General features: G+C 69.0%; 21 protein-coding genes and 2 tRNA genes. 17 read left to right on the top strand and 6 right to left on the bottom strand.

Annotation, left to right across the window (positions count from 1 at the left end; translation table 11 throughout):
• Nucleotides 1–55 precede the first annotated feature (55 nt).
• Entirely contained in the window at nt 56–1255 is a 1200-nt protein-coding gene (gene pncB, locus HWY45_RS24880; protein WP_059882882.1) for a nicotinate phosphoribosyltransferase, read from the bottom strand.
• A gap of 263 nt (nt 1256–1518) precedes the next feature.
• On the opposite strand from pncB, the gene fdxA reads away from it, so the two are divergent.
• The 8 genes from fdxA to HWY45_RS24840 all read left to right on the top strand — a co-directional run bounded on the left by fdxA (nt 1519) and on the right by HWY45_RS24840 (nt 5853).
• Nucleotides 1519–1842, top strand: coding sequence for a ferredoxin FdxA (gene fdxA, locus HWY45_RS24875; protein WP_059564727.1), 324 nt, complete (start codon nt 1519–1521; stop codon nt 1840–1842).
• 99 nt (nt 1843–1941) lie between these two features.
• Nucleotides 1942–2017: transfer RNA gene (locus HWY45_RS24870), tRNA-Asn, on the top strand.
• A gap of 69 nt (nt 2018–2086) precedes the next feature.
• A tRNA-Asn gene (locus HWY45_RS24865) sits at nt 2087–2162 on the top strand.
• A gap of 114 nt (nt 2163–2276) precedes the next feature.
• Nucleotides 2277–2762 (top strand): CreA family protein, encoded by a 486-nt coding sequence (locus HWY45_RS24860; protein WP_059885683.1) that lies wholly within the window; start codon nt 2277–2279, stop codon nt 2760–2762.
• A gap of 55 nt (nt 2763–2817) precedes the next feature.
• Entirely contained in the window at nt 2818–3720 is a 903-nt protein-coding gene (locus HWY45_RS24855) for a helix-turn-helix domain-containing protein (protein ID WP_059885685.1), read from the top strand.
• A gap of 112 nt (nt 3721–3832) precedes the next feature.
• Nucleotides 3833–4585: an AzlC family ABC transporter permease gene (locus HWY45_RS24850; RefSeq protein WP_059885687.1), complete on the top strand. Its 753-nt coding sequence runs from the start codon at nt 3833–3835 to the stop codon at nt 4583–4585.
• On the top strand, nt 4582–4923 hold the full coding sequence (locus tag HWY45_RS24845; RefSeq protein WP_059564723.1) for an AzlD domain-containing protein: 342 nt from the start codon (nt 4582–4584) through the stop codon (nt 4921–4923). The genes HWY45_RS24850 and HWY45_RS24845 overlap by 4 nt, the downstream gene beginning before the upstream one ends.
• 150 nt (nt 4924–5073) lie before the next feature.
• Nucleotides 5074–5853, top strand: a complete 780-nt coding sequence (locus HWY45_RS24840; RefSeq protein WP_059564722.1) for a DUF4088 family protein — start codon at nt 5074–5076, stop codon at nt 5851–5853.
• 101 nt (nt 5854–5954) lie between these two features.
• Here the strand turns inward: HWY45_RS24840 and HWY45_RS24835 are convergent, their stop codons facing one another.
• The gene (locus HWY45_RS24835) at nt 5955–6365 is read right to left on the bottom strand and encodes a hypothetical protein (protein WP_059885689.1); all 411 of its coding nucleotides are present in this window, start codon (nt 6363–6365) and stop codon (nt 5955–5957) included.
• A 297-nt stretch (nt 6366–6662) separates the two neighbouring features.
• Here HWY45_RS24835 and HWY45_RS24830 point away from each other — a divergent pair, with 297 nt between their 5' ends.
• From HWY45_RS24830 to fumC, 3 genes are all read left to right on the top strand, one after another.
• Complete coding sequence (locus HWY45_RS24830) at nt 6663–6881, top strand: RNA-binding S4 domain-containing protein (protein WP_059564720.1); 219 nt, start codon at nt 6663–6665, stop codon at nt 6879–6881.
• 173 nt (nt 6882–7054) lie between these two features.
• Complete coding sequence (gene norM, locus HWY45_RS24825; RefSeq protein WP_059885690.1) at nt 7055–8443, top strand: multidrug efflux MATE transporter NorM; 1389 nt, start codon at nt 7055–7057, stop codon at nt 8441–8443.
• Between the two features lie 159 nt (nt 8444–8602).
• Complete coding sequence (fumC, locus tag HWY45_RS24820; RefSeq protein WP_059564718.1) at nt 8603–9997, top strand: class II fumarate hydratase; 1395 nt, start codon at nt 8603–8605, stop codon at nt 9995–9997.
• A 94-nt stretch (nt 9998–10091) separates the two neighbouring features.
• On the opposite strand, the gene HWY45_RS24815 is transcribed toward fumC, so the two are convergent.
• Together HWY45_RS24815 and HWY45_RS24810 are read right to left on the bottom strand one after the other, a co-directional pair.
• Nucleotides 10092–10604: an acyl-CoA thioesterase gene (locus tag HWY45_RS24815; RefSeq protein WP_017333137.1), complete on the bottom strand. Its 513-nt coding sequence runs from the start codon at nt 10602–10604 to the stop codon at nt 10092–10094.
• 100 nt (nt 10605–10704) lie between these two features.
• Nucleotides 10705–10845 (bottom strand): hypothetical protein, encoded by a 141-nt coding sequence (locus HWY45_RS24810; RefSeq protein WP_170304029.1) that lies wholly within the window; start codon nt 10843–10845, stop codon nt 10705–10707.
• A gap of 182 nt (nt 10846–11027) precedes the next feature.
• On the opposite strand from HWY45_RS24810, the gene HWY45_RS24805 reads away from it, so the two are divergent.
• Complete coding sequence (locus tag HWY45_RS24805) at nt 11028–11735, top strand: ArsR/SmtB family transcription factor (RefSeq protein WP_059802945.1); 708 nt, start codon at nt 11028–11030, stop codon at nt 11733–11735.
• A 137-nt stretch (nt 11736–11872) separates the two neighbouring features.
• Nucleotides 11873–14848: a DUF6600 domain-containing protein gene (locus HWY45_RS24800; protein WP_059885692.1), complete on the top strand. Its 2976-nt coding sequence runs from the start codon at nt 11873–11875 to the stop codon at nt 14846–14848.
• 85 nt (nt 14849–14933) lie between these two features.
• Here HWY45_RS24800 and HWY45_RS24795 read toward each other — a convergent pair whose 3' ends face one another.
• On the bottom strand, nt 14934–15905 hold the full coding sequence (locus tag HWY45_RS24795; RefSeq protein ID WP_059885713.1) for a thymidylate synthase: 972 nt from the start codon (nt 15903–15905) through the stop codon (nt 14934–14936).
• Nucleotides 15906–15945: 40 nt separating this feature from the next.
• Entirely contained in the window at nt 15946–17346 is a 1401-nt protein-coding gene (locus HWY45_RS24790) for a sigma-54 dependent transcriptional regulator (protein ID WP_059885694.1), read from the bottom strand.
• A 518-nt stretch (nt 17347–17864) separates the two neighbouring features.
• Here HWY45_RS24790 and HWY45_RS24785 point away from each other — a divergent pair.
• Genes HWY45_RS24785 through HWY45_RS24770 form a run of 4 tightly spaced genes read left to right on the top strand, consistent with a single transcriptional unit; the run spans nt 17865 to nt 20895 of the window.
• On the top strand, nt 17865–18227 hold the full coding sequence (locus tag HWY45_RS24785; protein ID WP_063888826.1) for a hypothetical protein: 363 nt from the start codon (nt 17865–17867) through the stop codon (nt 18225–18227).
• Nucleotides 18228–18274: 47 nt separating this feature from the next.
• Entirely contained in the window at nt 18275–18757 is a 483-nt protein-coding gene (locus HWY45_RS24780) for a hypothetical protein (protein ID WP_059564713.1), read from the top strand.
• A gap of 38 nt (nt 18758–18795) precedes the next feature.
• Nucleotides 18796–19428: a hypothetical protein gene (locus HWY45_RS24775; protein WP_124519102.1), complete on the top strand. Its 633-nt coding sequence runs from the start codon at nt 18796–18798 to the stop codon at nt 19426–19428.
• A gap of 24 nt (nt 19429–19452) precedes the next feature.
• Nucleotides 19453–20895 (top strand): hypothetical protein, encoded by a 1443-nt coding sequence (locus tag HWY45_RS24770; protein ID WP_059885696.1) that lies wholly within the window; start codon nt 19453–19455, stop codon nt 20893–20895.
• Nucleotides 20896–20925: the final 30 nt, after the last annotated feature.

Raw genomic sequence — 20925 nt, 5'->3', positions numbered from 1 at the left:
TCGGATTATACCGGCCGCCCCTCTCGCCACGCACCTTCGGCCGAACGGCCGACGGCTACTGCGACGCGTCGTCCTCGACCGGCTGCGCGATGCCGAACACCTGCCGCAGGTACGCGAGATACGCCTTGTCGTCGCACATGCTCTTGCCCGGCGAATCGGACAGCTTCGCGACCGGCTGGCCGTTGCAGCGAACCATCTTGATGACGATCTGCAGCGGCACGTAGCCGAGGTCGTTGGTCAGGTTGGTGCCGACGCCGAACGCGAGCTTGCTGCGGCCGCGGAACCGTTCGTACAGCTGCATGACCTTCGGGATGTCGAGCGCGTCGGAAAACACCAGCACCTTGGTGCGCGGGTCGCAGCGGTTCGCTTCGTAGTGCGAGATCATCCGCTCGCCCCACTCGAACGGATCGCCCGAATCGTGGCGCGCACCGTCGAACAGCTTGCAGAAGTACATGTCGAAGTCGCGCAGGAACGCGTCCATCCCGTAGACGTCCGACAGCGCGATGCCGAGGTCGCCGCGGTATTCCTTCGCCCACATCTCGAAGCCGTAGGTCTGCGAGTCGCGCAGCCGCGGGCCGAGCGCCTGGCACGCCTGCAGGTATTCGTGCGCCATCGTGCCGAGCGGCGTGATGCCGTGCTTCATCGCGTACAGCACGTTGCTCGTGCCGGCGAACTGCGGGCCGAGGCCGTCGCGCAGCGTAAGCGCGACCTCCTCGTGCCAGACCTTCGAGAAACGCCGGCGCGTGCCGTAGTCGGCGATCTTGCAGTCGGCGAATTCCGGCTTCGCGCCGAGCAGCTTGATCTTCTCGCCCAGCCGCCCGCGCCCTTCCCGGTAATCAGGCTCGCGCTGCGTATTGCGGAAATAGACCTCGTTGACGATCGCGAGCACCGGAATCTCGAACAGGATCGCATGCAGCCACGGCCCCTTGATCTCGATGTCGATCTCGCCGTTGCCCTTCGGCGAAGGCGTGATCGAGATGTACTTCTCGTTCAGGTGGAACAGTGCGAGGAAGTCGACGAAATCGCTCTTGATGAAACGCATCCGGCGCAGGTAGTCGAGCTCCTCGTCGGTGAAGCGCAGCGCGCACAGGCCGCGCACCTCGTCGCGGATCTCGTCGATGTACGGCACGAGATCGACGCCGGGCGTGCGGCACTTGAAGCGATACTCGACGCTTGCGGCCGGGAAGTGATGCAGGACGACCTGCATCATCGTGAATTTGTAGAGATCCGTGTCGAGCAGCGAAGTGATGATCATGATGACGGCACCGCCAATATCGGAACCGGCCCCGGCGCACCGCGCGCCGCCCGGTCTGCCGGCCATGTTACCCGAATGCGGGCCCGACCATCGCGACGCCGCGCCGGGCGCCGCGGTGCGTCCCCATGCGAGTGCTCATAAACTAATCACGAAACGGTATAAGCCGGAAAGCCGACCACGGCATGCGGGTTTGACGCTTCAGTTACAATGCCGCTTTTGGCGCCAGCGCCACCCCATATATACCGCCAAGCAGGAGCGTTTTAATGACTCACGTTGTGACCGAAGGCTGCATCAAGTGCAAATACACGGATTGCGTGGATGTGTGCCCGGTGGATTGCTTCCGTGAAGGTCCCAACTTTCTGGCCATCGATCCGGACGAGTGCATCGACTGCGCCGTGTGCGTCGCCGAATGCCCGACCAACGCGATCTACGCCGAAGAAGACGTTCCGGGCGACCAGCAGCAGTTCACCGCGCTGAACGCCGAGCTGGCGAAGGACTGGCCGTCGATCACCAAGACGAAGCCGGCGCCGGCCGACGCGGACGACTGGAAGGACGTGCAGGACAAGCTGCATCTGCTCGAGCGCTGATCTCCCGGCGCCCGTCTGCAAAAAATTTTGTACGACGTGCGCCAAAAGTGTTGACAGCTTAGCCAACACTCCATAAAATCTCGTTTCTCTGCTGTTTGTTCCCCGATAGCTCAGTCGGTAGAGCGCCGGACTGTTAATCCGTAGGTCCCTGGTTCGAGCCCAGGTCGGGGAGCCAAAAATGCAAAAGCCCGTTGTCGGTTGACGGGTTTTTTGATGGTAACCAAACGCAGATGTACCGATTTATTCCCCGATAGCTCAGTCGGTAGAGCGCCGGACTGTTAATCCGTAGGTCCCTGGTTCGAGCCCAGGTCGGGGAGCCAGACAGCGAAAGGCCCGTCCATGCGACGGGCCTTTTGTTTTTCCGGCAACCGCACAATGGCGCATCCCGTGCGCATGCTAGAGTCTCTGTCCCGAAATCGTTTCAGATTCCGCCGATGAAGAGCCGTCTCAGCCTTGCCGCACCGTCCGCCCTCCTTCTCGCTTCGTTCGCCGCCGCGCCGCTCGCGCATGCGGAGGAAGTCGGCAGCGTGAATACCAACTTCCGCCTGACGGGCTCCGACCGCGTGGTCGTCGAAGCCTACGACGATCCGCAGGTCGCCGGCGTGACCTGCTACGTATCGCGCGCCCGCACCGGCGGGATCAAGGGTTCGCTCGGCCTCGCCGAGGATCCGAGCGAAGCGTCGATCGCATGCCGCCAGGTCGGCCCGATCAGCTTCTCCGGGCCGCTCAAGCAGCAGTCGGACGTGTTCAGCGAGCGGATGTCGTTCATCTTCAAGACGCTGCACGTGGTGCGCGTGGTCGACAAGAAGCGCAACACGATCGTCTACCTGACGTACAGCGACCGGGTCGTCAGCGGCAGCCCGAAGAACAGCGTCACCGCGGTGCCCGTCCCGGCCTCGACGCCGATCCCCGTCAAGTAAGCGCACCGGGCCCGCGCGGGACTACACTGTCGATTCGCCCTTCCCGCGCCCCGTCATGTCCGCCGCCCGCCCCCGAGATTCCGCACGCTACTGGCGCACCCCGCTGCTGCCGGATGCGGATCTCGTCACGGCCACCTATTGCGACCACAAGTTCGCGCCGCATTGGCACGACGCGTATACGGTCCCCGTCATCGAAGCAGGCGCCGAACGCTATGTCTGTCGCGGCGCCGGCCATATCGCCGATACGGGCACCGTCCCCGTGATCAATCCCGGCGAAGTGCACACCGGCTCGCGCGCGGCCGACGACGGCTGGCGCTACCGGGTCTGCTACGTGCCGGTCGAGTTCATCCGGTCGCTCGCGAGCACGATCGCCGGGCGCCCGCAGGACGCGCCGTGGTTTCCGCACGACGTGATCCGCGATCGGGATCTCGCGGCCCGGGTCGCGCGGGCGCACCGGATGATGGAAGCCGGCAGCGTACGCGCGACGGCGCCCCACGAATACGGGCCGCCGGCCGACGACGATGCGATGCCCGACGCACCGCCGATCTACGACCCGCTCGCCGCCGAGACGGCGATGCTCGACGCGTTCTCGACGCTGATCGTGCGCCACGCGGACGCGCATCTGCGGCCGGCGTGGCTCGCGTCGGACGAACCGCGCGTCGAAGCAATGCGCGAACGGCTTGCCGCCGATCTGACTGGCACGGTCACGCTCGACGAGGTCGCGCAGGCGGCCGGGCTGTCGCCGTTCCATGCGGCGCGCCTGTTCACGCGCACGACCGGCATGCCGCCGCACGCGTGGCGCAACCAGCTACGCCTGCAGCGCGCGCTGGCGCCGCTGCGCGCGGGCGTCGCCGTCGCCGACGTCGCGGCCGACAGCGGCTTCGTCGACCAGAGCCATTTCACGCGACACTTCAAGCGGATGTTCGGCGTGCCGCCGGGGCGCTGGCAGATGCGCTGACGCCCCGGCGCGTCGCCGCGGGCCGCCAGAGGAGCGCCCCGCCCGGCAGCGCAAGAACATACAAGCCGCCCGCACGCCGGCGCGCTAAGCTCCTGCGCATGGAGGAGCCATCTTGAACCCGTCACCCACGTCACCCCCCCGCCGGCCGCTGAACGAGTGGCTCGACGGCGCCCGCGACACGATCCCGATGATGGTCGGCGCGGCGCCGTTCGGCGTGATCTTCGGCACGCTCGTCAGCGGCGGCCCGCTCGCCGGCTGGCACGGCGCGCTGATGTCGCTCGCCGTGTTCGCCGGCTCCGCGCAGTTCATCGCGCTCGGGCTGATCGCCGGCAGCGCGAGCTTCGCCGTCGTGCTCGCGACGACGCTGATCGTCAACCTGCGCCATCTGCTGTACAGCGCGACGCTCGCGCCGTATGTCGCCCACCTGCCGCTGCGCTGGCGCGCGACGCTCGGCGCGCTGATGACCGACGAAGTGTTCGCGGTCGCGTATGCGCACTACCGGCATTTCCCGCCCGGCGCGATCGGCCCGTACTACTTCTTCGGCTCGGGCCTCGCGATGTACCTGAACTGGCAGCTGTGGACGCTCGCCGGCCTCGGGTTCGGCTCGGCGTTCCCGGGGCTGCAGTCGCTCGGCCTCGATTTCGCGATGGCGGCAACCTTCATCGCGATCGTGGTGCCGCAGCTCGGCACGCTGCGCTACTTCGCGGCCGCCGCGACGGCCGGCGTGCTCGCCTATTGCTGGCAGGGCTGGCCGTACAAGCTCGGCCTGCTCGGCGCGGTGGCCGCCGGCGTCGTGGTGGGCGTCGTGTTCACGCTGCTGCACGAGCGCGCCCGCGCCGGCTCGCGCACGGAGGCCGCATCGTGAGCTACGCGCTGCTGATCCTCGGGATGGCCGTCATTACGTACGCGATCCGCTCGACGCTGTTCCTGTTTGGCGAACGCCTCGCGTTCCCGCCGCTCGTGCGTACCGCGCTCGGCTTCGTGCCGGTCACCGTGCTGACCGCGATCATCGTGCCGATGACCGTGTCGCCGCACGGCGGCACAGCCGAGCTCACCTGGCGCAATCCGCAGCTCGTCGGCGCGCTGGCCGCCGTGCTGGTGTCTGCGGCCACGCGCCGGCCGCTCGTGACGATCGCGGTCGGGCTCGCGGTGTTCTTCCTGTGGCAGGGCGTGGTGCTGCCGCACGGCTGGCTGCCCGGCTGAACGCGCCAATCGCTCAAGTTTCCGCGCGACCGGCCGATAAACGGTTGAAGACCTGCCATCGGCCCCGGCGCGGACCGGAGTGCCGACGGCGCGCGCATGCGGCGCGCCATCCCGGCATCCGGCCGGCGCGGGCCGCCATCGAGACGATTCATGGGCCAGATCACCCTTTCCCTCAAGGACGACACACTCGCGTCCCTGCGCAAGGATTACGACGCATTCGTGCGCGTGTCGCTGAAACTCGACCCGCAATTCGCGACCCCGTCGTTCGAGGATTTCCTGCGCGCAAAACTGCTCGACAACATGGTGCCGCTGACCGAGCACGCCGTGCAGCGCATGCTGCAGGGCGGCCAGTACGCGTGGGCCAAGCGCACGCTCGACAAGGAGTTCCCGGACGTGGTCGCGATCCTGATGCGACAGGCCGGCGAGTTCGGCTTCGGCTTCGCGGCGCGCTCGGAATGGACGCCGGACGAACTCGCGAAGGCCTGCCGCGACTGGTCGAAGGCGATCGTCGCCGAGGCGCAGAGCGACGTGGACCTCATCGACCCGCTCGCCGCGCAGATCAAGAGCGCGGTGCAGGACATCCAGGTGCTCGAGGAGCAGATGCAGACGCCTGCATGGCGGCTCGCGGAATCGCTGCGGCAGCGGATCTACGAGGCCAAGCTCGCGTGCGAGATGAGCGTCGGCAGCACCGCGCGCGACAAGCTCGGCGAGCTGCGCGGCCTGCTGCGGCTGGGGCTCGCGCACGGTTCGTTCCAGAAGCAGGAAGCGCAGCAGATCATGGAGTACCTGCGGCTGCTGAAGCCGGAGATCTTCGTCGAGGAGCCGTACGACGTGTTCGCGCGCCTTGCCGCGTGGCTGCGCGGCGTGTTTACGCCGGCGCCATCACGGGCCTCGCAGGGCCAGACGCCGGAACAGCGCCGGCCGCAGTAAACGAAAAACGGCCCGGATCGCGCGCAGCGAACCGGGCCGCCTGAGCGCCGCCGCACCGACGCGCCTTCCGGGGCGAGCGCCGTGCGGCGGACGAACGACGCTTACTGCGTCGCGCCCTGGGCCGATGCACCGCCCTGCACGCCGACCGACGCGCCGCCTTCGAGCGCGTCGCCGGCCTTCGCCTTCGCGGCATCGGCATGGCTCTTCACCGACTTCGCGGCGTGCTTGACGTGCTTCTTCGTCGAGTGGACAGCCGACGACGCGGTGTCCTTCGCCTGGTCGGCCGTCGCGCTCATGGCGTCGGTTGCGCCGCCGACCGTGTTGGCCGCCGCCGCGCCCGCATTGGCGCCTGCACCGCCCTGCGCGCCCACGCCGACGCCGGCCACCGGCGTCTGCACCTGCACGCCGGCGCCTGCCGAGCCTTGTGCGCCCGCGCCCGTCTGGGCAAACGCGGCCGAAGTGGCGAACGCCGTCAGAGCGGCACCGATCAGCATCGTACGAATGTTGGACATGGCTATCCTCCTCAAGAAGTTGTTGGCGCGGATCGCGTCGATGCGGTCCGTCGCATACCCGCCGCAACATGCAACGGGTACGGCTAGAGACCCGGCGTTCACACGGCCGGTTCGCCGATCTCGCAGACTGTTACCCACCGTTTCATTTGCTGACGAATCGCTCACACTCTTTAACACCTCGGACTGACACATTCCCCGCCGGGATGTGTTAAACCCGCGCCGCCGCGCTCGCGCGCGGGCCCGCGGTGCCGTATGATGCGGGGCGATTCCTCCCGCGCCCCGAGCGCTTCCTTCGTCATGCCCAATCTGGATTTCACGCTGACCGGCGAATTCGTCGAGCTGCACAACCTCCTCAAGATCACCGGCCTCGCCGACAGCGGCGGCTCTGCGAAAGTGATCGTCGCGTCCGGCGCGGTCAAGGTCGACGGCGCGGTCGAGCTCCGCAAGACCTGCAAGATTCGCGCGGGGCAGGTCGTGCTGCTCGGCGATACGCGCATCGCGGTGCACGGCGCGTAGCGCGACGTCCTGCCGGGGCGTTGCGCCCCCCCCCTTTCCCCGCCCTACCCGCCGCCCCTGTCCGCGACAGGGCCATCGGCCGCGCGTTCGACACGGTTCGAATAAACCCGTAAGCTAGGCTTTTCTCAAAATAAGCACAGCGCGGGCCCGCACCTGCGCAACCCGTCCATTCCATGTCGCACACCGGTCTCTCGCGGGCGCCCGCCGCGCCGCCTTCCCTTTCCAGCCACGCCGCCGATACCGCGCGCCTCGCCGCGCCGCTCGCGATCGCGCAGCTGTCGCAGATGGCGATGAGCGTCACCGACACGGTGCTGCTCGGCTCGCTCGGCCCCGACTCGCTCGCCGCGGGCGGCCTCGGCGCGAACTTCTTCTTCGTGATCGTCACCGTGCTGCAGGGCGTGCTGTCGTCGGTCAGCGTCAGCGTCGCGCACGCGCGCGGCGCGAAAGCCGACGATCGCGTGCCGCACATCTACTGGACGGGCTTCGCGCTGTCCGTGCTGCTCGCGATTCCGGCGATCGTCGCGCTGTCGCTCGCCGAGCCGATCCTGCTGATGTTCCACGAGCCGCCCGCGCTCGCGCGCAACGTCGGCGAATACACCGGCGTGCTGCGCTTCGCGGCGCTCGGCAGCCTGATCGGCGTCGGCCTGATGCGCTCGTTCCTGCCCGCGATCGGCGCCGCGCGGCGGCTGCTGTGGGTGTCGATCGGCAGCGTCGGCGTCAACGCGGTGCTGAACTACGGGCTGATCCACGGCGCGTTCGGGCTGCCGCGGCTCGGCTTTATCGGCTCGGCGGTCGCAACCACGATCACGATCTGGCTCACCGCGCTCGCACTCGTGTGGCTGCTGCACGGCCGACGGCGCTTCAAGCATTTCGTGACCGCCACGCGGCCGAAGCTGCCCGTGATGGGCGAGCTGATCAGCATCGGCTGGCCCGTCGCGATCACGTACGGGGTCGAATCGACGCTGTTCCTCGCGACCGGCCTCACCATCGGCGTGCTCGGCGCAACCTCGCTCGCCGCGCACCAGATCGCGCTGAACGTCGCGTCGGTGTCGTTCATGGTGCCGCTCGCGATCGGCCAGGCCGCCAACGTGCGGGTCGGCTACTGGGCCGGCGCGGGCAACGCCGTGGCCGCGCGGCACGCCGGCTTCGTCGCGCTCGGGCTCGGCGTCGCGTTCATGTCGCTGTCGGGCCTCGTGATGATCGTCGCGCCGCACACGATCGTCAGCCTCTACCTGCGCCTCGACGATCCCGCGAACGCGGCCACCGTGTCGCTCGCCGCATCGCTGCTCGGCATCGCCGCGGTGTTCCAGATCGTCGACGGCATGCAGACGGTGGGCTCCGGCGCGCTGCGCGGCCTGAAGGACACGCGTATCCCGATGCTCGCGGCCACCTTCGGCTACTGGGGCATCGGCTTCCCGACCGGCTACTGGCTCGCGTTCCACGCGGGCCTCGGCGCACGCGGCCTGTGGTGGGGCCTCGCGGCGGGCCTCGCGAGCGTCGCCGCGCTGATGGCGTGGCGCTTCCATCGCAAGAGCGCATCGCTCGCCGAGCGGCCGGCCTGAGCGCCGGCCCGGGCCCCGCACCTTCCCCGCGACAGCGCGCAAAAACGCCCGCGGCGCTATGCTTGTCGGTTGAAGACGCCGCGCAAGCGGCGCGACTCCCCACGATACGCCCGATGCCGCGCACCGCGCGGCCCTTCCCCTTTCCAAGAGGAGTGCATCATGAACGAAGCAGTTCGGATGGAACGCGACACGTTCGGCGAGATCGCCGTGCCGGCCGCCCGGCTCTGGGGCGCGCAGACCGAGCGCTCGCTGCAGAATTTCCGGATCTCGACCGAGAAGCAGTCGCCGGAGCTGATCCACGCGCTCGCGATCGTCAAGCGCGCGGCGGCGGCCGTGAACCAGTCGCTCGGCGTGCTGGCCGACGACAAGGCGCACGCGATCATCGCGGCGGCGGACGAGATCATCGCGGGCCAGCATCCGCGCGAATTCCCGCTCGCGGTCTGGCAGACCGGTTCCGGCACGCAGACCAACATGAACCTCAACGAGGTGATCGCGAACCGTGCCAGCGAGCTGATGGGCGGCGAACGCGGCGAAGCGCGCAAGGTGCATCCGAACGACGACGTGAACCGCGGCCAGTCGTCGAACGACGTGTTCCCGACCGCGATGCACGTCGCGGCCGCGTACGCGATCGTCAACCACCTGCTGCCTGCGCTGCGCACGCTGCGCGCGACGCTCGACGCGAAGTCGAAGGCATTCGCCGATATCGTGAAGATCGGCCGCACGCACCTGCAGGACGCGACGCCGCTCACGCTCGGCCAGGAATTCTCCGGCTACGTCGCGCAGCTCGACCAGGGCATCCGGCACGTGGAATCGGCGCTGCCGCACCTGTATGAGCTGGCGCTCGGCGGCACCGCGGTCGGCACCGGGCTGAACGCGCATCCGGAATTCGCGGTGCGGGTGGCCGACGAGATCGGCCGCCTCACGACGCTGCCGTTCGTGACCGCGCCGAGCAAGTTCGAGGTGATGGCGGCGGCCGACGCGCTGGTGTTCGCGCACGGCGCGCTGAAGACCGTCGCGGCGAGCCTGATGAAGATCGCCAACGACGTGCGCTGGCTCGCGAGCGGGCCGCGCTGCGGGCTCGGCGAACTGTCGATTCCGGAGAACGAGCCGGGCAGCTCGATCATGCCGGGCAAGGTGAACCCGACGCAGTCCGAAGCCGTGACGATGCTGTGCTGCCAGGTATTCGGCAACGACGTCGCGGTGAACGTCGGCGGCGCGAGCGGCAACTTCGAGCTGAACGTGTTCCGGCCGATGATCGCGCATAACGTACTGCAATCGGTGCGGCTGCTCGCGGACGGCGCGCGCAGCTTCAACGATCACTGCGCGGTGGGCATCGAGCCGAACCGCGCGCGCATCGACCTGCTGCTCAACGAATCGCTGATGCTCGTGACGGCGCTCAATCCGCACATCGGCTACGACAAGGCCGCGCAGATCGCGAAGAAGGCGCACAAGGAAGGCACGACGCTGAAGGCCGCCGCGCTCGCGCTCGGCTACCTGAGCGACGCGGAATTCGACGCGTGGGTGCGGCCGGAGCAGATGATCGGGTCGCGCTGATACGCGACGCGCGCGCCGCCGCAGTCGCGCGGCGCGCGCAAAGGTTGTTTCGGTGGAATCGCCCGCGCCGCGGCGCATGCCGCGACGGCGGGCTTCAGACGGTGCCCTTCGCGACCTCTTCCGGCTTCATCTCGACGATCTTGTCGAGCGCGGCGCGCACGTCCATCGCGTACTTCGCGAGACGCTTCTCCTCGTCGCTTTCCGGCACGAACGCCGGCACCGGCAGCGGATTGCCGTTCTCGTCGACGGCGACGAACACCACGAGGCAGTCGGTGGTCTGGCGCAGCACGCCGCCTTTCGGGTCGCCGGCGTGCACCGACACATGGATGTGCATGCTGGTGCGCCCCGTCGCGACGACGCGCGCCTTCAGCTCGACCAGGTTGCCGACCAGGATCGGGCGCTGGAAGCGGATGTTGCCGACGCTGACCGTCACGCAATAGCGGCTCGACCAGACCGCCGCGCACGCATACGCGACCTCGTCGATCCACTTCATCAGCGCGCCGCCATGCACCTTGCCGCCGAAGTTCACGGACGACGGCTCGGCGAGGAAGCGGAACACGGTTTCGGAGCGATCGAGGGTCGCGGTGGCGGGGGACGAGGCAGACATCTTGTTGGCTCCAGGCGGGGGTGCTGCAATCGGGCCATTATACGGTGCAGTGCGACAACGCGTCGCGGCGCGCCGGGGCCCGGCGATCCGTCCCCTTCGGTCAGCGGCGCACCGTCACGCCCTGGTCGACCACGCCATACATCTCGATATGGCTGCCGCCGTCGCCCGCGGCGCTCACACCGCCCTGCGCGCACGCCGCGCACGCCAGCGCGGCCGCCAATATGCAGAAAATCGTCTTCATCGTCGCATCGTGTCGCGTGCGGCGGCCCCAGTGCCGCCGCGCCCGGCCATTCTACGCGCGGGCGCCGGCCGGCCGCGGGACCGCCCGTGGCTGATCGTCGGCATCCGACATTTCAGCACGAGACGAAACATCGAATGCCGCCAGCGCCTACACTGCGAGCATCCTCTTTCCGGGCTACGACGATGACCGACTCCGACGACCATCATTTTCCGGGCCTGAGCCGCCTCGGCGCACTGATCGCCGACCCCGGCCGGGCCGCGATGCTGTGGGTGCTGATGGACGGCAGCGCCCGCCCCGCCGGCGAGCTGACGCTGATCGCCGGGCTGTCGCCGTCCGCCGCGAGCGCGCACCTCGCGCGCCTGACCGAGGGCGGGCTGCTCGCGCTCGACGTCCGCGGCCGGCACCGCTATTACCGGATCGCGTCCGCCGACATTGCCGCGTCGCTCGAGGCGCTCGCGAACGTCGCCCGCGCGGCGGCGCCGCACCGGCCGGCGCCGCCGACCGCGCGCACCGTGCCCGCCGAGCTGCGCTATGCGCGCACCTGCTACGACCACATGGCCGGCGAGTTCGCGGTGCGCCTGTTCGACGGGCTCACCGCGCGCGGCTGGCTGAACGCGGAAGGCGACCGCGTCGACGCGACCGAGCTCGGCGCGCAGGCGCTCGCGCGCTGGGGCATCGACGTCGCGCAGCAGCGCACGCGCCGGCGCCGCTTCGCGTGCGGCTGCCTCGACTGGAGCGAACGCCGCGCGCACCTGGGCGGCGCGCTCGGCGCGGCGCTGCTCGACAGCTTCTGCACGCACGGCTGGGTCGAACGCACCGCGCGGCCGCGGGTGCTGCGCGTCACCGTGTCCGGGCAGCAGGCATTCGACGGCTGGCTTACGGCCGCATGACAAACGCGCGCGCCGGACAAGTTTTGTTACACGACGAGCAGAAGGCCTTACAAAACGCAGAGCACTGAAACAGCCCGAGCGGATATTGTGAATTCATCGGCACGAATCGACGCGCCGGGACAACGACAACGCTCATCATGGCCCTCCAGTTCACGCTCACGCGCACCGCCCGCCTCACGTTGCTCGCATTCGCGGCGCTCGCCGCGCTGCCTCCCGCGTTCGCGCAGTCGGCTGCTGCGGCGCCGTATGCCGCGGCAGCCCGGCAGCCGGGCGGCGACCCGCCGGGCCGCGTCGCGCGGCTCAATTACCTGTCGGGCGCGGTGACGACCGAGCCGGCCGGCACCGATACGTGGTCGTACGCCACCGTGAACCGGCCGCTCACGACCGGCGACCAGCTCTGGAACGACGCGGGCGCACGCTCCGAGCTGCACATCGGCTCGAGCGCCGTACGGCTCGGCGAATCGACGAGCCTGTCGGTGATGAACCTCGACGACACGACGACGCAGCTGAAGGTCGGCCTCGGCACCGTGTCGACGCACGTGCGCGCGCTGCCGCCCGGCACGTCGTATGAAATCGACACGCCGAACCTCGCGCTCGGCATCGCGGGCCCCGGCGACTACCGCGTCGACGTCGCGCCGAACGGCGCGAGCACGACGGTCACCGTGCGGCGCGGCAGCGCGACCGTCTATGGCGACAGCGGCCAGTACCCGCTGTCGGCCGGGCAGCAGGTGGTCTTCACCGGCACCGGCCTGCAGGTCGCGCAGCAGGCGGGCGCGCCCGCCTACGACCCGCTCGACCAGTGGGCCGCGAACCGCGACGCGGCCGAGGACCGCTCGGTGTCGGCCCGTTACGTGTCGCGCGACATCCCCGGCTACCAGGACCTGGACGCGAACGGCACGTGGCGCGACAACCCGAGCTACGGCGCCGTATGGGTGCCGAATGACACGCCTGCCGACTGGGCGCCCTATCGCGACGGGCACTGGATCTGGCAGGCGCCGTGGGGCTGGACCTGGGTCGACGACGCGCCGTGGGGCTTCGCGCCGTATCACTACGGCCGCTGGGCGTATGTCGAGGACAGCTGGGCGTGGGTGCCGGGCCCGGTCGTGGTCAGCGAGCCGCCCGTCTATGCGCCGGCGCTGGTCGCGTTCGTCGGCGGTGGTGGCGGCGGTGGAGGGTTCGACTGGAGCGTCGGCCTCGCGGTCGGCGGGGCCGCCGCGGCGGGCTGCGCGTGGTTCCCGCTCGGCCCGGGCGAGCGATGGCATCCGGGCTGGGGCGGCTGGAGCCCGCGCTACTACGACCGCGTGAACCAGCACATCGTGGTGAACAACGTCAACGTGAACAAGACCGTGAACGTGACGAACATCACCAACATCAACAACACGTACGTCAATTTCCGCGCACCGCACGCGATCACGGCCGTACCGGCGACCGCCTTCGTGCACGGCCAGCCGGTCGCGCACTTCTCGCAGCACGTCGATCCGCAGCAATGGCGCAATGCGCACGTCACGCCGGGCACGCCGGGCATCGCGCCGGTGCGCCAGAGCTTCACCGGCGGGCTGCGCAACGCCGCCTACCATCCGCCGGCCGCGCTCGGACAGCGCCCGGTCATCGCGACGCGCAACCCGGCCGTGCCGCCCGCGTATCGCGACCAGGCGGCCGCGCACCTGGTCCAGCAAGGCGCCCGCGTGCCCGGCGCCGGCGCACCGGTCGTCAAGACGGCCGTGCCGCCCGACTACACGCCGCACCCGGTGCGGGTGCCCGGCAATCCGCACGCCGGCGGCTGGGCGATGCACAACGTGCAGCTCGTGAATCCGCACGGCCCGGTCGTGCAGCCGGCGCGCGAAGGCCAGCCCGGTCAGGTGCGCGCCGGCGCGGGCGAGCCCGCGAATGGCCGGCCGGGCGGTGGCGAGGCACCGGACGCGTCGAGATTGATGAATGGCGTGGCGCCGAATGCGCCCCATGTGCCGAACGGCGAAGCGCCGAATGCATCACGGTTCGCAAACGGCGCGCCCCCGAATGCACCCCGCCCGCTCAACGGCGAAGCGCCGAACGCATCACGATTCGCAAACGGCGCGCCCCCGAATGCGCCTCGCCCGCTCAACGGCGAAGCGCCGAATGCATCGCGGTTCACAAACGGCGCGCCCCCGAATGCGCCCCGCCCGCTCAACGGCGAAGCGCCGAACGCATCACGGTTCATGAACGGCGCGCCCCCGAACGCGCCCCGCCCGCTCAACGGCGAAGCGCCGAACGCATCGCGGTTCACAAACGGCGCGCCCCCGAATGCGCCCCACCCGCTCAACGGCGAAGCGCCGAATGCCCCGCACTTCGCGAATGGCGCCGCGCCCAATGCGCCCCGCTCGATGAATGGCGGAGACCAGAACGCCGCCCGGGTCACGAACGGCGTCCCGCATCCGCCGTCGTTCGACAACGCCCCCGGCGCGCACGGCGACAATCGCTTAGTCGCGGCACAGTCGCCGTCACCGTCGCCGGCCTGGGTGCAGCCGCATGCGCCGCTCGATCGCCAGCATGCGGGCTTCGCGCCCTCCGGCGCGCCCACCGCGACGCATCCGGCGGGACAGAACGCGCTGCCGCCGGTGCGCAGCGCGACGCCGGCGCCAGCGCCGCATCCGGACGCCGCGAACGCCGAGCAGCCGCCACGCGGAACGCCGTCGCCACGCGCGCTGCCGAATCCCCGCACCGACATGACGGCCCAGGCGCCGCAGCCGCGCCCCGATTTCGTCCCGCCGGCGCAGCATGGGCAATCGCGGCCGGACAATGCGGCCCCGGCGCCCCGCCCGCACGCCGACTATGCGCCGCCCGCGCCGCGCCATGACGTCGCGCCGCCACATGTGAACGACTACCGTCCGCCGGCTCCCGCGCGCGAAACGCCGCGGCCGCAGCCCGCCCCGCGCATGGAGCCGCGGCCGCAGATGCCGGCGCCCCACATGGAGCCCCGGCCGCAGATGCAGCCGCCGCACATGGAACAACCGCGTCCGCAGCCGCAGCCACCCCGCATGGAGCCGCGTCCGTCAATGCCGGCGCCGCACGTCGAGAGCCACCCGCCGCCGCAGGCGCCGCACGACAACGGCCATGACAACCGGCACCATCAATAAGCGCCCGCGCAGATGAAACAAGGCCCGATCGACTTGCGTCGATCGGGCCTTCATCCGTCGGGACGGAAACCGGAGCGCGCCGCGCTCAGACGGCCATCGGCGCCGTCAACGGCTCATGGTGCCGGTAGCCGACGAGCGAGAAGTCGGACGGCTCGACCTGTTCCAGCCATTCCGGTGCGTAGACGCCCGTCTGCGCGTATGCCGGCACCCGGTCGGCGATCACGAGCCGCGGGCTCTCGTACGGCTCGCGCACGAGCTGCTGCTGCAGCATGTCGAGCTGGTTCTCGTAGATGTGCGCGTCGCCGATGAAGTAGGTGAACCAGCGCGGCGTATAGCCGGTCAGCCGGCCGACGAGCGACAGCAGCGCCGCCCCTTCAGTGAGGTTGAACGGCGTGCCGAGGCCGACGTCGTTGCTGCGGATGTACAGGCACAGCGAGATCTCGCGCTTCGCGGCGTTCGGCAGGAACTGATACAGCAGATGGCAGGCCGGCAGCGCGATCTGGTCGAGCACCGCCGGATTCCACGCGTGGAACAGGATGCGGCGGTCGGACGGGTTCTGCATGATCGTGTCGAGGCACTGGCGCAGCTGGTCGATCGCCTTGTACAGCAGCACCTTCGGCGCGCCGTCCTCGTCGAAGCGCGTGACGATGCGATAGCCGCGCTGGGTCGCATCGGCGATCTGCGCGTCGGCGCCCGCGTCGAGCACCTTGTAGCCGGGCCACTGGCGCCATTGCACGCCGTACACGTCGCCGAGATCGTCGACGCCCTGCCGGTACGGATTCGCGAGCCATTGCGCGTTGTCGTTCGCGTTGGCGTCCCACACCTTGCAGCCGAGCGCGCGGAAATCGGCGGCGCTGCGCGACGCGCGCAGGAAGCCGACCAGCTCGCCGATCGCGGACTTGAACGCGAGCTTCTTCGTCGTCACGGCCGGGAAGCCTTCCTGGAGATCGAAGCGCAGCATCGCACCGGGCATGCTGATGGTGCGGATGCCCGTGCGGTTCTCCTGCCAGGTGCCGGTGTCGAGGATGCTGCGTACGAGGTCGAGATACTGTTTCATGCGGGTTCCTTCGGCCGCGAGGGCGGCCGCACCCGCCATTTTAGCAAGCGTGCCGCGGAAGGTCCGGCAGCGGCGCCGGAAACCCGGCCAGTGCGCCGTCGCTGCGGTCGCGCATGCCGTGTGCGCACATCAGCCGGTACAGCGTGACGCGCGACACGCCGAGCTCGCGCGCCGCATCGGCAAACCGGCCGCGATGCCGCAGCAGCGCATGCTCGATCGCCTGGCGCTCCGCCGCCTCGCGCGCCTCGACGAGCGAGATGGGCGCCAGCACCGCATAGTCGTTCAGCTCGAGATCCGCCGCGGTGATCGTCCTGCCCTCCGACATCACGATCGCGCGGCGCACCCGGTTGATCAGCTCGCGCACGTTGCCGGGCCACGGATAGCCGTACAGCGCCGCGATCGCGTCCGGCGAGAAGCCGCGCAGGCGGCGATGCGAATCGCCCTTGAAGCGCTCGAGCATGTGTCGCGCGAGCACCTCGATGTCCTTGCCGCGCGCGCGCAGCGGCGGTTCCTCGACCCTCAGCACGCAGAGCCGGTGGAACAGGTCCTCGCGGAAGCGCCCGTCACGCAGCGCCGCCTGCATGTCGACGTGCGTCGCGCAGATCACCCGGACGTCGACCGGAATCGACACGTGCGCACCGAGCCGCTCGATCTTGCCTTCCTGCAGGAAGCGCAGCAGGCTCGCCTGGCTCTCGAGCGGCAGGTCGCCGATCTCGTCGAGGAACAGCGTGCCGCCATGCGCCGCTTCGACGCGGCCGGTCTTGCGCTGGTTCGCGCCGGTGAACGCACCGCGCTCGTAGCCGAACAGCTCGGCCTGCAGCAGCGTCGACGGAATCGCGCCGCAATTGATCGCGACGAACGGCGCCTGCGCGCGCGACGAACGCTCGTGAATCGCGACGGCCGTCAGCTCCTTGCCGGTGCCCGACTCGCCGGAGATGAACACCGGCGCATCGGTCGTCGCGACCCGGCGAATCATCTTGAAGAGCGCGAGCATCGCATCGCAGGTGCCGACCATCTCGCCTTCGCCGCGCCCGGCGCCCGGTTGCGGCGTGACCGGCTCGGTCAGCGCGACCATGCCGTGCGCGTGGCCGACGGTCTCGACGATGCGCGTCGTCTCGAACGGCATCGTCACGTAGTCGAAGCAGTAGTCGCGGATCAGGTGGCGCAGCGTCGCATCCTGCAACTGGCCGCGCTGCGTGGCCGCGATCCAGCCGATGTGGGGAATCGTCAGGCAGGGTTCGAGTTCGCGCAGGTCGGCCGGCTTGAAGCCCGACGAGAAGTCGAGCAGCCCGGCCGTCGCGACACCCTGCTGGATGGCGCGCCGCACGTCGCGCGCGGTCTCCGCGAGATCGACGCGCCAGCCGCGCGCATCGAAGTGCCCGCGCAGCGCATCGCTCGGTTCCCGGGAATAGTAGATCACGTGCCGCAGCTCGGCTTCCATACTCTCACCCCGTTCATCAACCGTCTAACGATTACCAGCGCACGTCAAATCACGTGCAAAAAGAATCGAATCGGGTCCACGCCCAGGGGTCGGCTCGATTCGCCATTTCAATGCAAGGCGACGCAATGCCTCGCATGATGGCGCTCATCAATGTCGCGTGCAGCCCCGCGACTTTCTTTGCGTGTCGTTCTTTTTGGTCAAAGCAGCTTAGTTATAGGCGTCGAACAAGACAAGCCGATTTCAACGCCTCGCCCGCAGCAGATCGCGCCCGGCATTCCTCTGCATATATCCGCATGCATCGGGGCCGTTTGCGCATCGACACGTAGCGCTGATTGTCGTCCTTGCAGCGGTTCGCTTGAATCCGCAGTACTCCCAAGTCCCCTCGTTTCAGGCCTGAAACATTTTTTTCGCGTTTTACCGGGCAATTCCCTACGCGGAATGGCAAACCGCAGTCGCGACAACGGTTTGACGTCGATGGCATGCATTTCGCTGAATACCCGGTACACCGGAGACATGCCATGCGACACCTCCTTCGCCTTTCCCTCGCCTCGATGGCCGCCGTGCTGGCGACCGCGTGGCTGCCGAACGCGGCCCATGCCCAGGAAGCGTCGCAAGCAGTCGAGCCGGCTGCAACGTTTGCGCCCTCGCTCGCCGACGCTACGTGGATGAAGCGTTATGCGCCGCTCGACGAAGACACGCTCAGCCGCCAGCGCGGCCGCGCGCCGGGCTACGTGACCGTGTCGACCGCGTCGCAGATGGCGGCCGGCGGCAATGCGTCGGTGACGCTGTGGGATGAGATCACGCCGCCCACGCCGCTGCCGATTCCGGTCGATGCGCAACGCGCGGTGCAAGGCAACAGCGCGAGCTACACACGCAAGTAACAACCGGCGCCGCGACCCGCGGTCGATGCGCCACCGAGAGGCCCGACATGAACGCTCTGCTCCTTCCGCTGCGTCACCCGGTTCTCGCCGCGCTGTGCGCGGCATGCGCCGGCATCGCCTGCGGCGCGGCACACGCACAGGAACAGGTCGCCAATCCCGGCGACATCATCGTGCTGCGCAATGTCACGCCGCGGGTCGCGTATCACAACGTGCCGACGGATCAGGATCCCGTGCTGTCCCGCGCGACGACGTTCCCGTCCAACACCTTCAACCCGATGATGGCGACGATGGTGTCCGATCTCGACCTGACGAATGCGCACGGCTCGAACGGCGTCGCACCCGGCGGCATGCTCGGCGACCTCGGCATGCAAGCCGTCACGCGTGCGCTCGCGGGGGACGCGGGCGGTGGGTCGATCGTGCGCGGCGCCGTCGGCGGCGCGCCGGCGACGGGCGGCATCGGCGGCATGATCGCGGGCTCGGTGACGGGCGCGCTGGCGCCGCTCACGAGCGCGCTCGGAGCGGCCAAATGAACGCGCGCACCTCACCTGCGGCGCATCGCCGCGCAGGCATGCGGCTGCATATCGGCACGCCTCTCGGCGCGATCGCCGTCGCCCTGATCGCGCTGCTCGCCGCGCGCGGCGCATGCGCGCAGAACGTGCCGGCAGGCGCGGCGATCGTCAGCGGCACCGCGACGATCGCGACGGGCGCGGCGAACGGCACGACCGGCGCGATCACGATCAATGAAACCGCAGGCCTCGACAACGCGCAAAGCAACCAGCTGGCATTGGGAACGGGCGCGCTCGGCGCCGGCCATGTCGGCATCACGCAGGCGGCGAGCACGTCCGCCCGCGTGGGCGATACGGCCGCGCGCATCGAGGGCTCGGCATTTTCGAACATCTCGGGCGCGGTGATGGTGAACCAGAGCGCAGGGGTGGGCAATCTTCAGCGCAACAGCACCGTGCTCGGCACGCTGGGCGCGGGAGTGAGGGCTGTCTCGGATACCGAACTATCCGAGACAGCCCCGCGACACGGTGGACTGGGACTCCCGGTGGGCGGGCGGGGTATGCATGAAGTGTCGATTAGCGGCGACGCTTTCAAGCATATCAGCGGCATCGTACAAGTCAACCAGACCTCCGGCGCCGGTAATGCAACGGCGAACAGTTTTGTGCTCCGTCCCCCGGCGGGCACTCTTTTTAACTAAGCCATCACCGAAACGGAGTGAACCATGAAGCGCACACTCATTGCAGCGGCGGTTCTCGTCACTGCGGCAGGGTCCGTGTATGCCGCACCGCCCAAGGCGTATCTGTTCAACACGACAGGCGTGACCGAGACCGTCGGCATCCGCGGCTGGGTCCGGCTGTTCGGATGCGTCACCGTGACGAGCACCGCGGGGGCGGTGATCAACAACACCCAGTCGGTCAACCTTTCCGGCGCCCGGCTCGACCCGAACTACCAGAGCTACCTGAAAGGCGCAGTGACGACGACCTTCAACAACGAGGACAAGAACGTCTCGGTGCGTGGCAGCTCGTCGTCCTCGTCGAGCGAGTCGTTCGAACGGATGTCGTCGTCGCGTTCGAGCGAAACGCACATGTCGTCGCACGATTCGCGCAGCGTGACGGCCTGGGCGTCGGCGGAAGCCGAACGGTCGCAGTCGAGCAGCATGTCGCACACGACGTCGTCGACGCATGACACGAGCGCCAGCAGCGGCCACAAGGCCGTCGCGGGCGTGGTGAACGCCACGGTGTCCGCAGCCGCGAGCCTGAACGAATCGCACGCCCACAGCGGCAACCGCCGCAACGGCAGCAGCAGCGAAAACGTGAACTTCGACGCCCGCTTCAATGCGACCGGCTCCGCCGCCGTGGCGTGGGACAACGCAGCGTCGAGCAGCACGACGCATGATGCCGCGGGCAGCACGACGACGAGTTCGAATTCGTCTTCGAGCGAAGCCGGGTACCGGGCGAGAGTGCATCACGACGATGCATCGTCGTCCTCGTCGTCGAGCCAGTCCGCGCAAGCAAGCGGCAGCGAAAAGCACTCGAAGAGCAAGTCGTGGGCCTTCAACCTCGACGTCGACAAGACCGACGTGAAGACGACGGGCAGCGTCACGCAGCACATCGACACGCGCAAGCCCGGCGTGCTGAACGCGGGCACCGGCGCCAACGCGGCATCGGGCGTCACCGGCAACCTCGGCGTGAACATCGCGGAAGGCATCAGCAACGTGCAGAGCAACGACGTCGCGCTCGCGTCGGTGGATGTCGGCAACGTGTTCGGCAACGCGCAGATCTTCAGCAACCAGTCGTCGGCGGGCAGGGCCACCGTCAACAACTTCAAGCTGAACGCATCGGTCGGCGACGGCTCGCTGTCCGCCGTGCAGGGCAACGTCGGCGTGAACGTCGCGTCGGGTATCGGCAACGTGCAGAACAACAGCCTTGCCGGCGCCGTGACGACCGTCAACGCGAGCCAGGTCAACACGGTCGCGATGGTCGCCACCGACGACAACACGCAAAGCGCGGCGGCCCAGGCCTCCGGCCGCTTCGAAGGCAACGCGATGCTCGGCGCCAATACGCTGCATGGCTCGAGCGGCAACATCGGCGTGAACATTGCCGGCGGCATCGGCAACCTGCAGCACAACGGTCTCGCGATCGCTGCGCTCAACAACGGTCATTGACCGCTGCAACCGGGGGGAGCGCGCGCCGTG

Source organism: Burkholderia stagnalis, from assembly GCF_902830275.1.
GTDB classification, from domain to species: Bacteria; Pseudomonadota; Gammaproteobacteria; order Burkholderiales; family Burkholderiaceae; genus Burkholderia; species Burkholderia stagnalis.
This window is presented reverse-complemented; position numbering and strand designations above follow the sequence as displayed.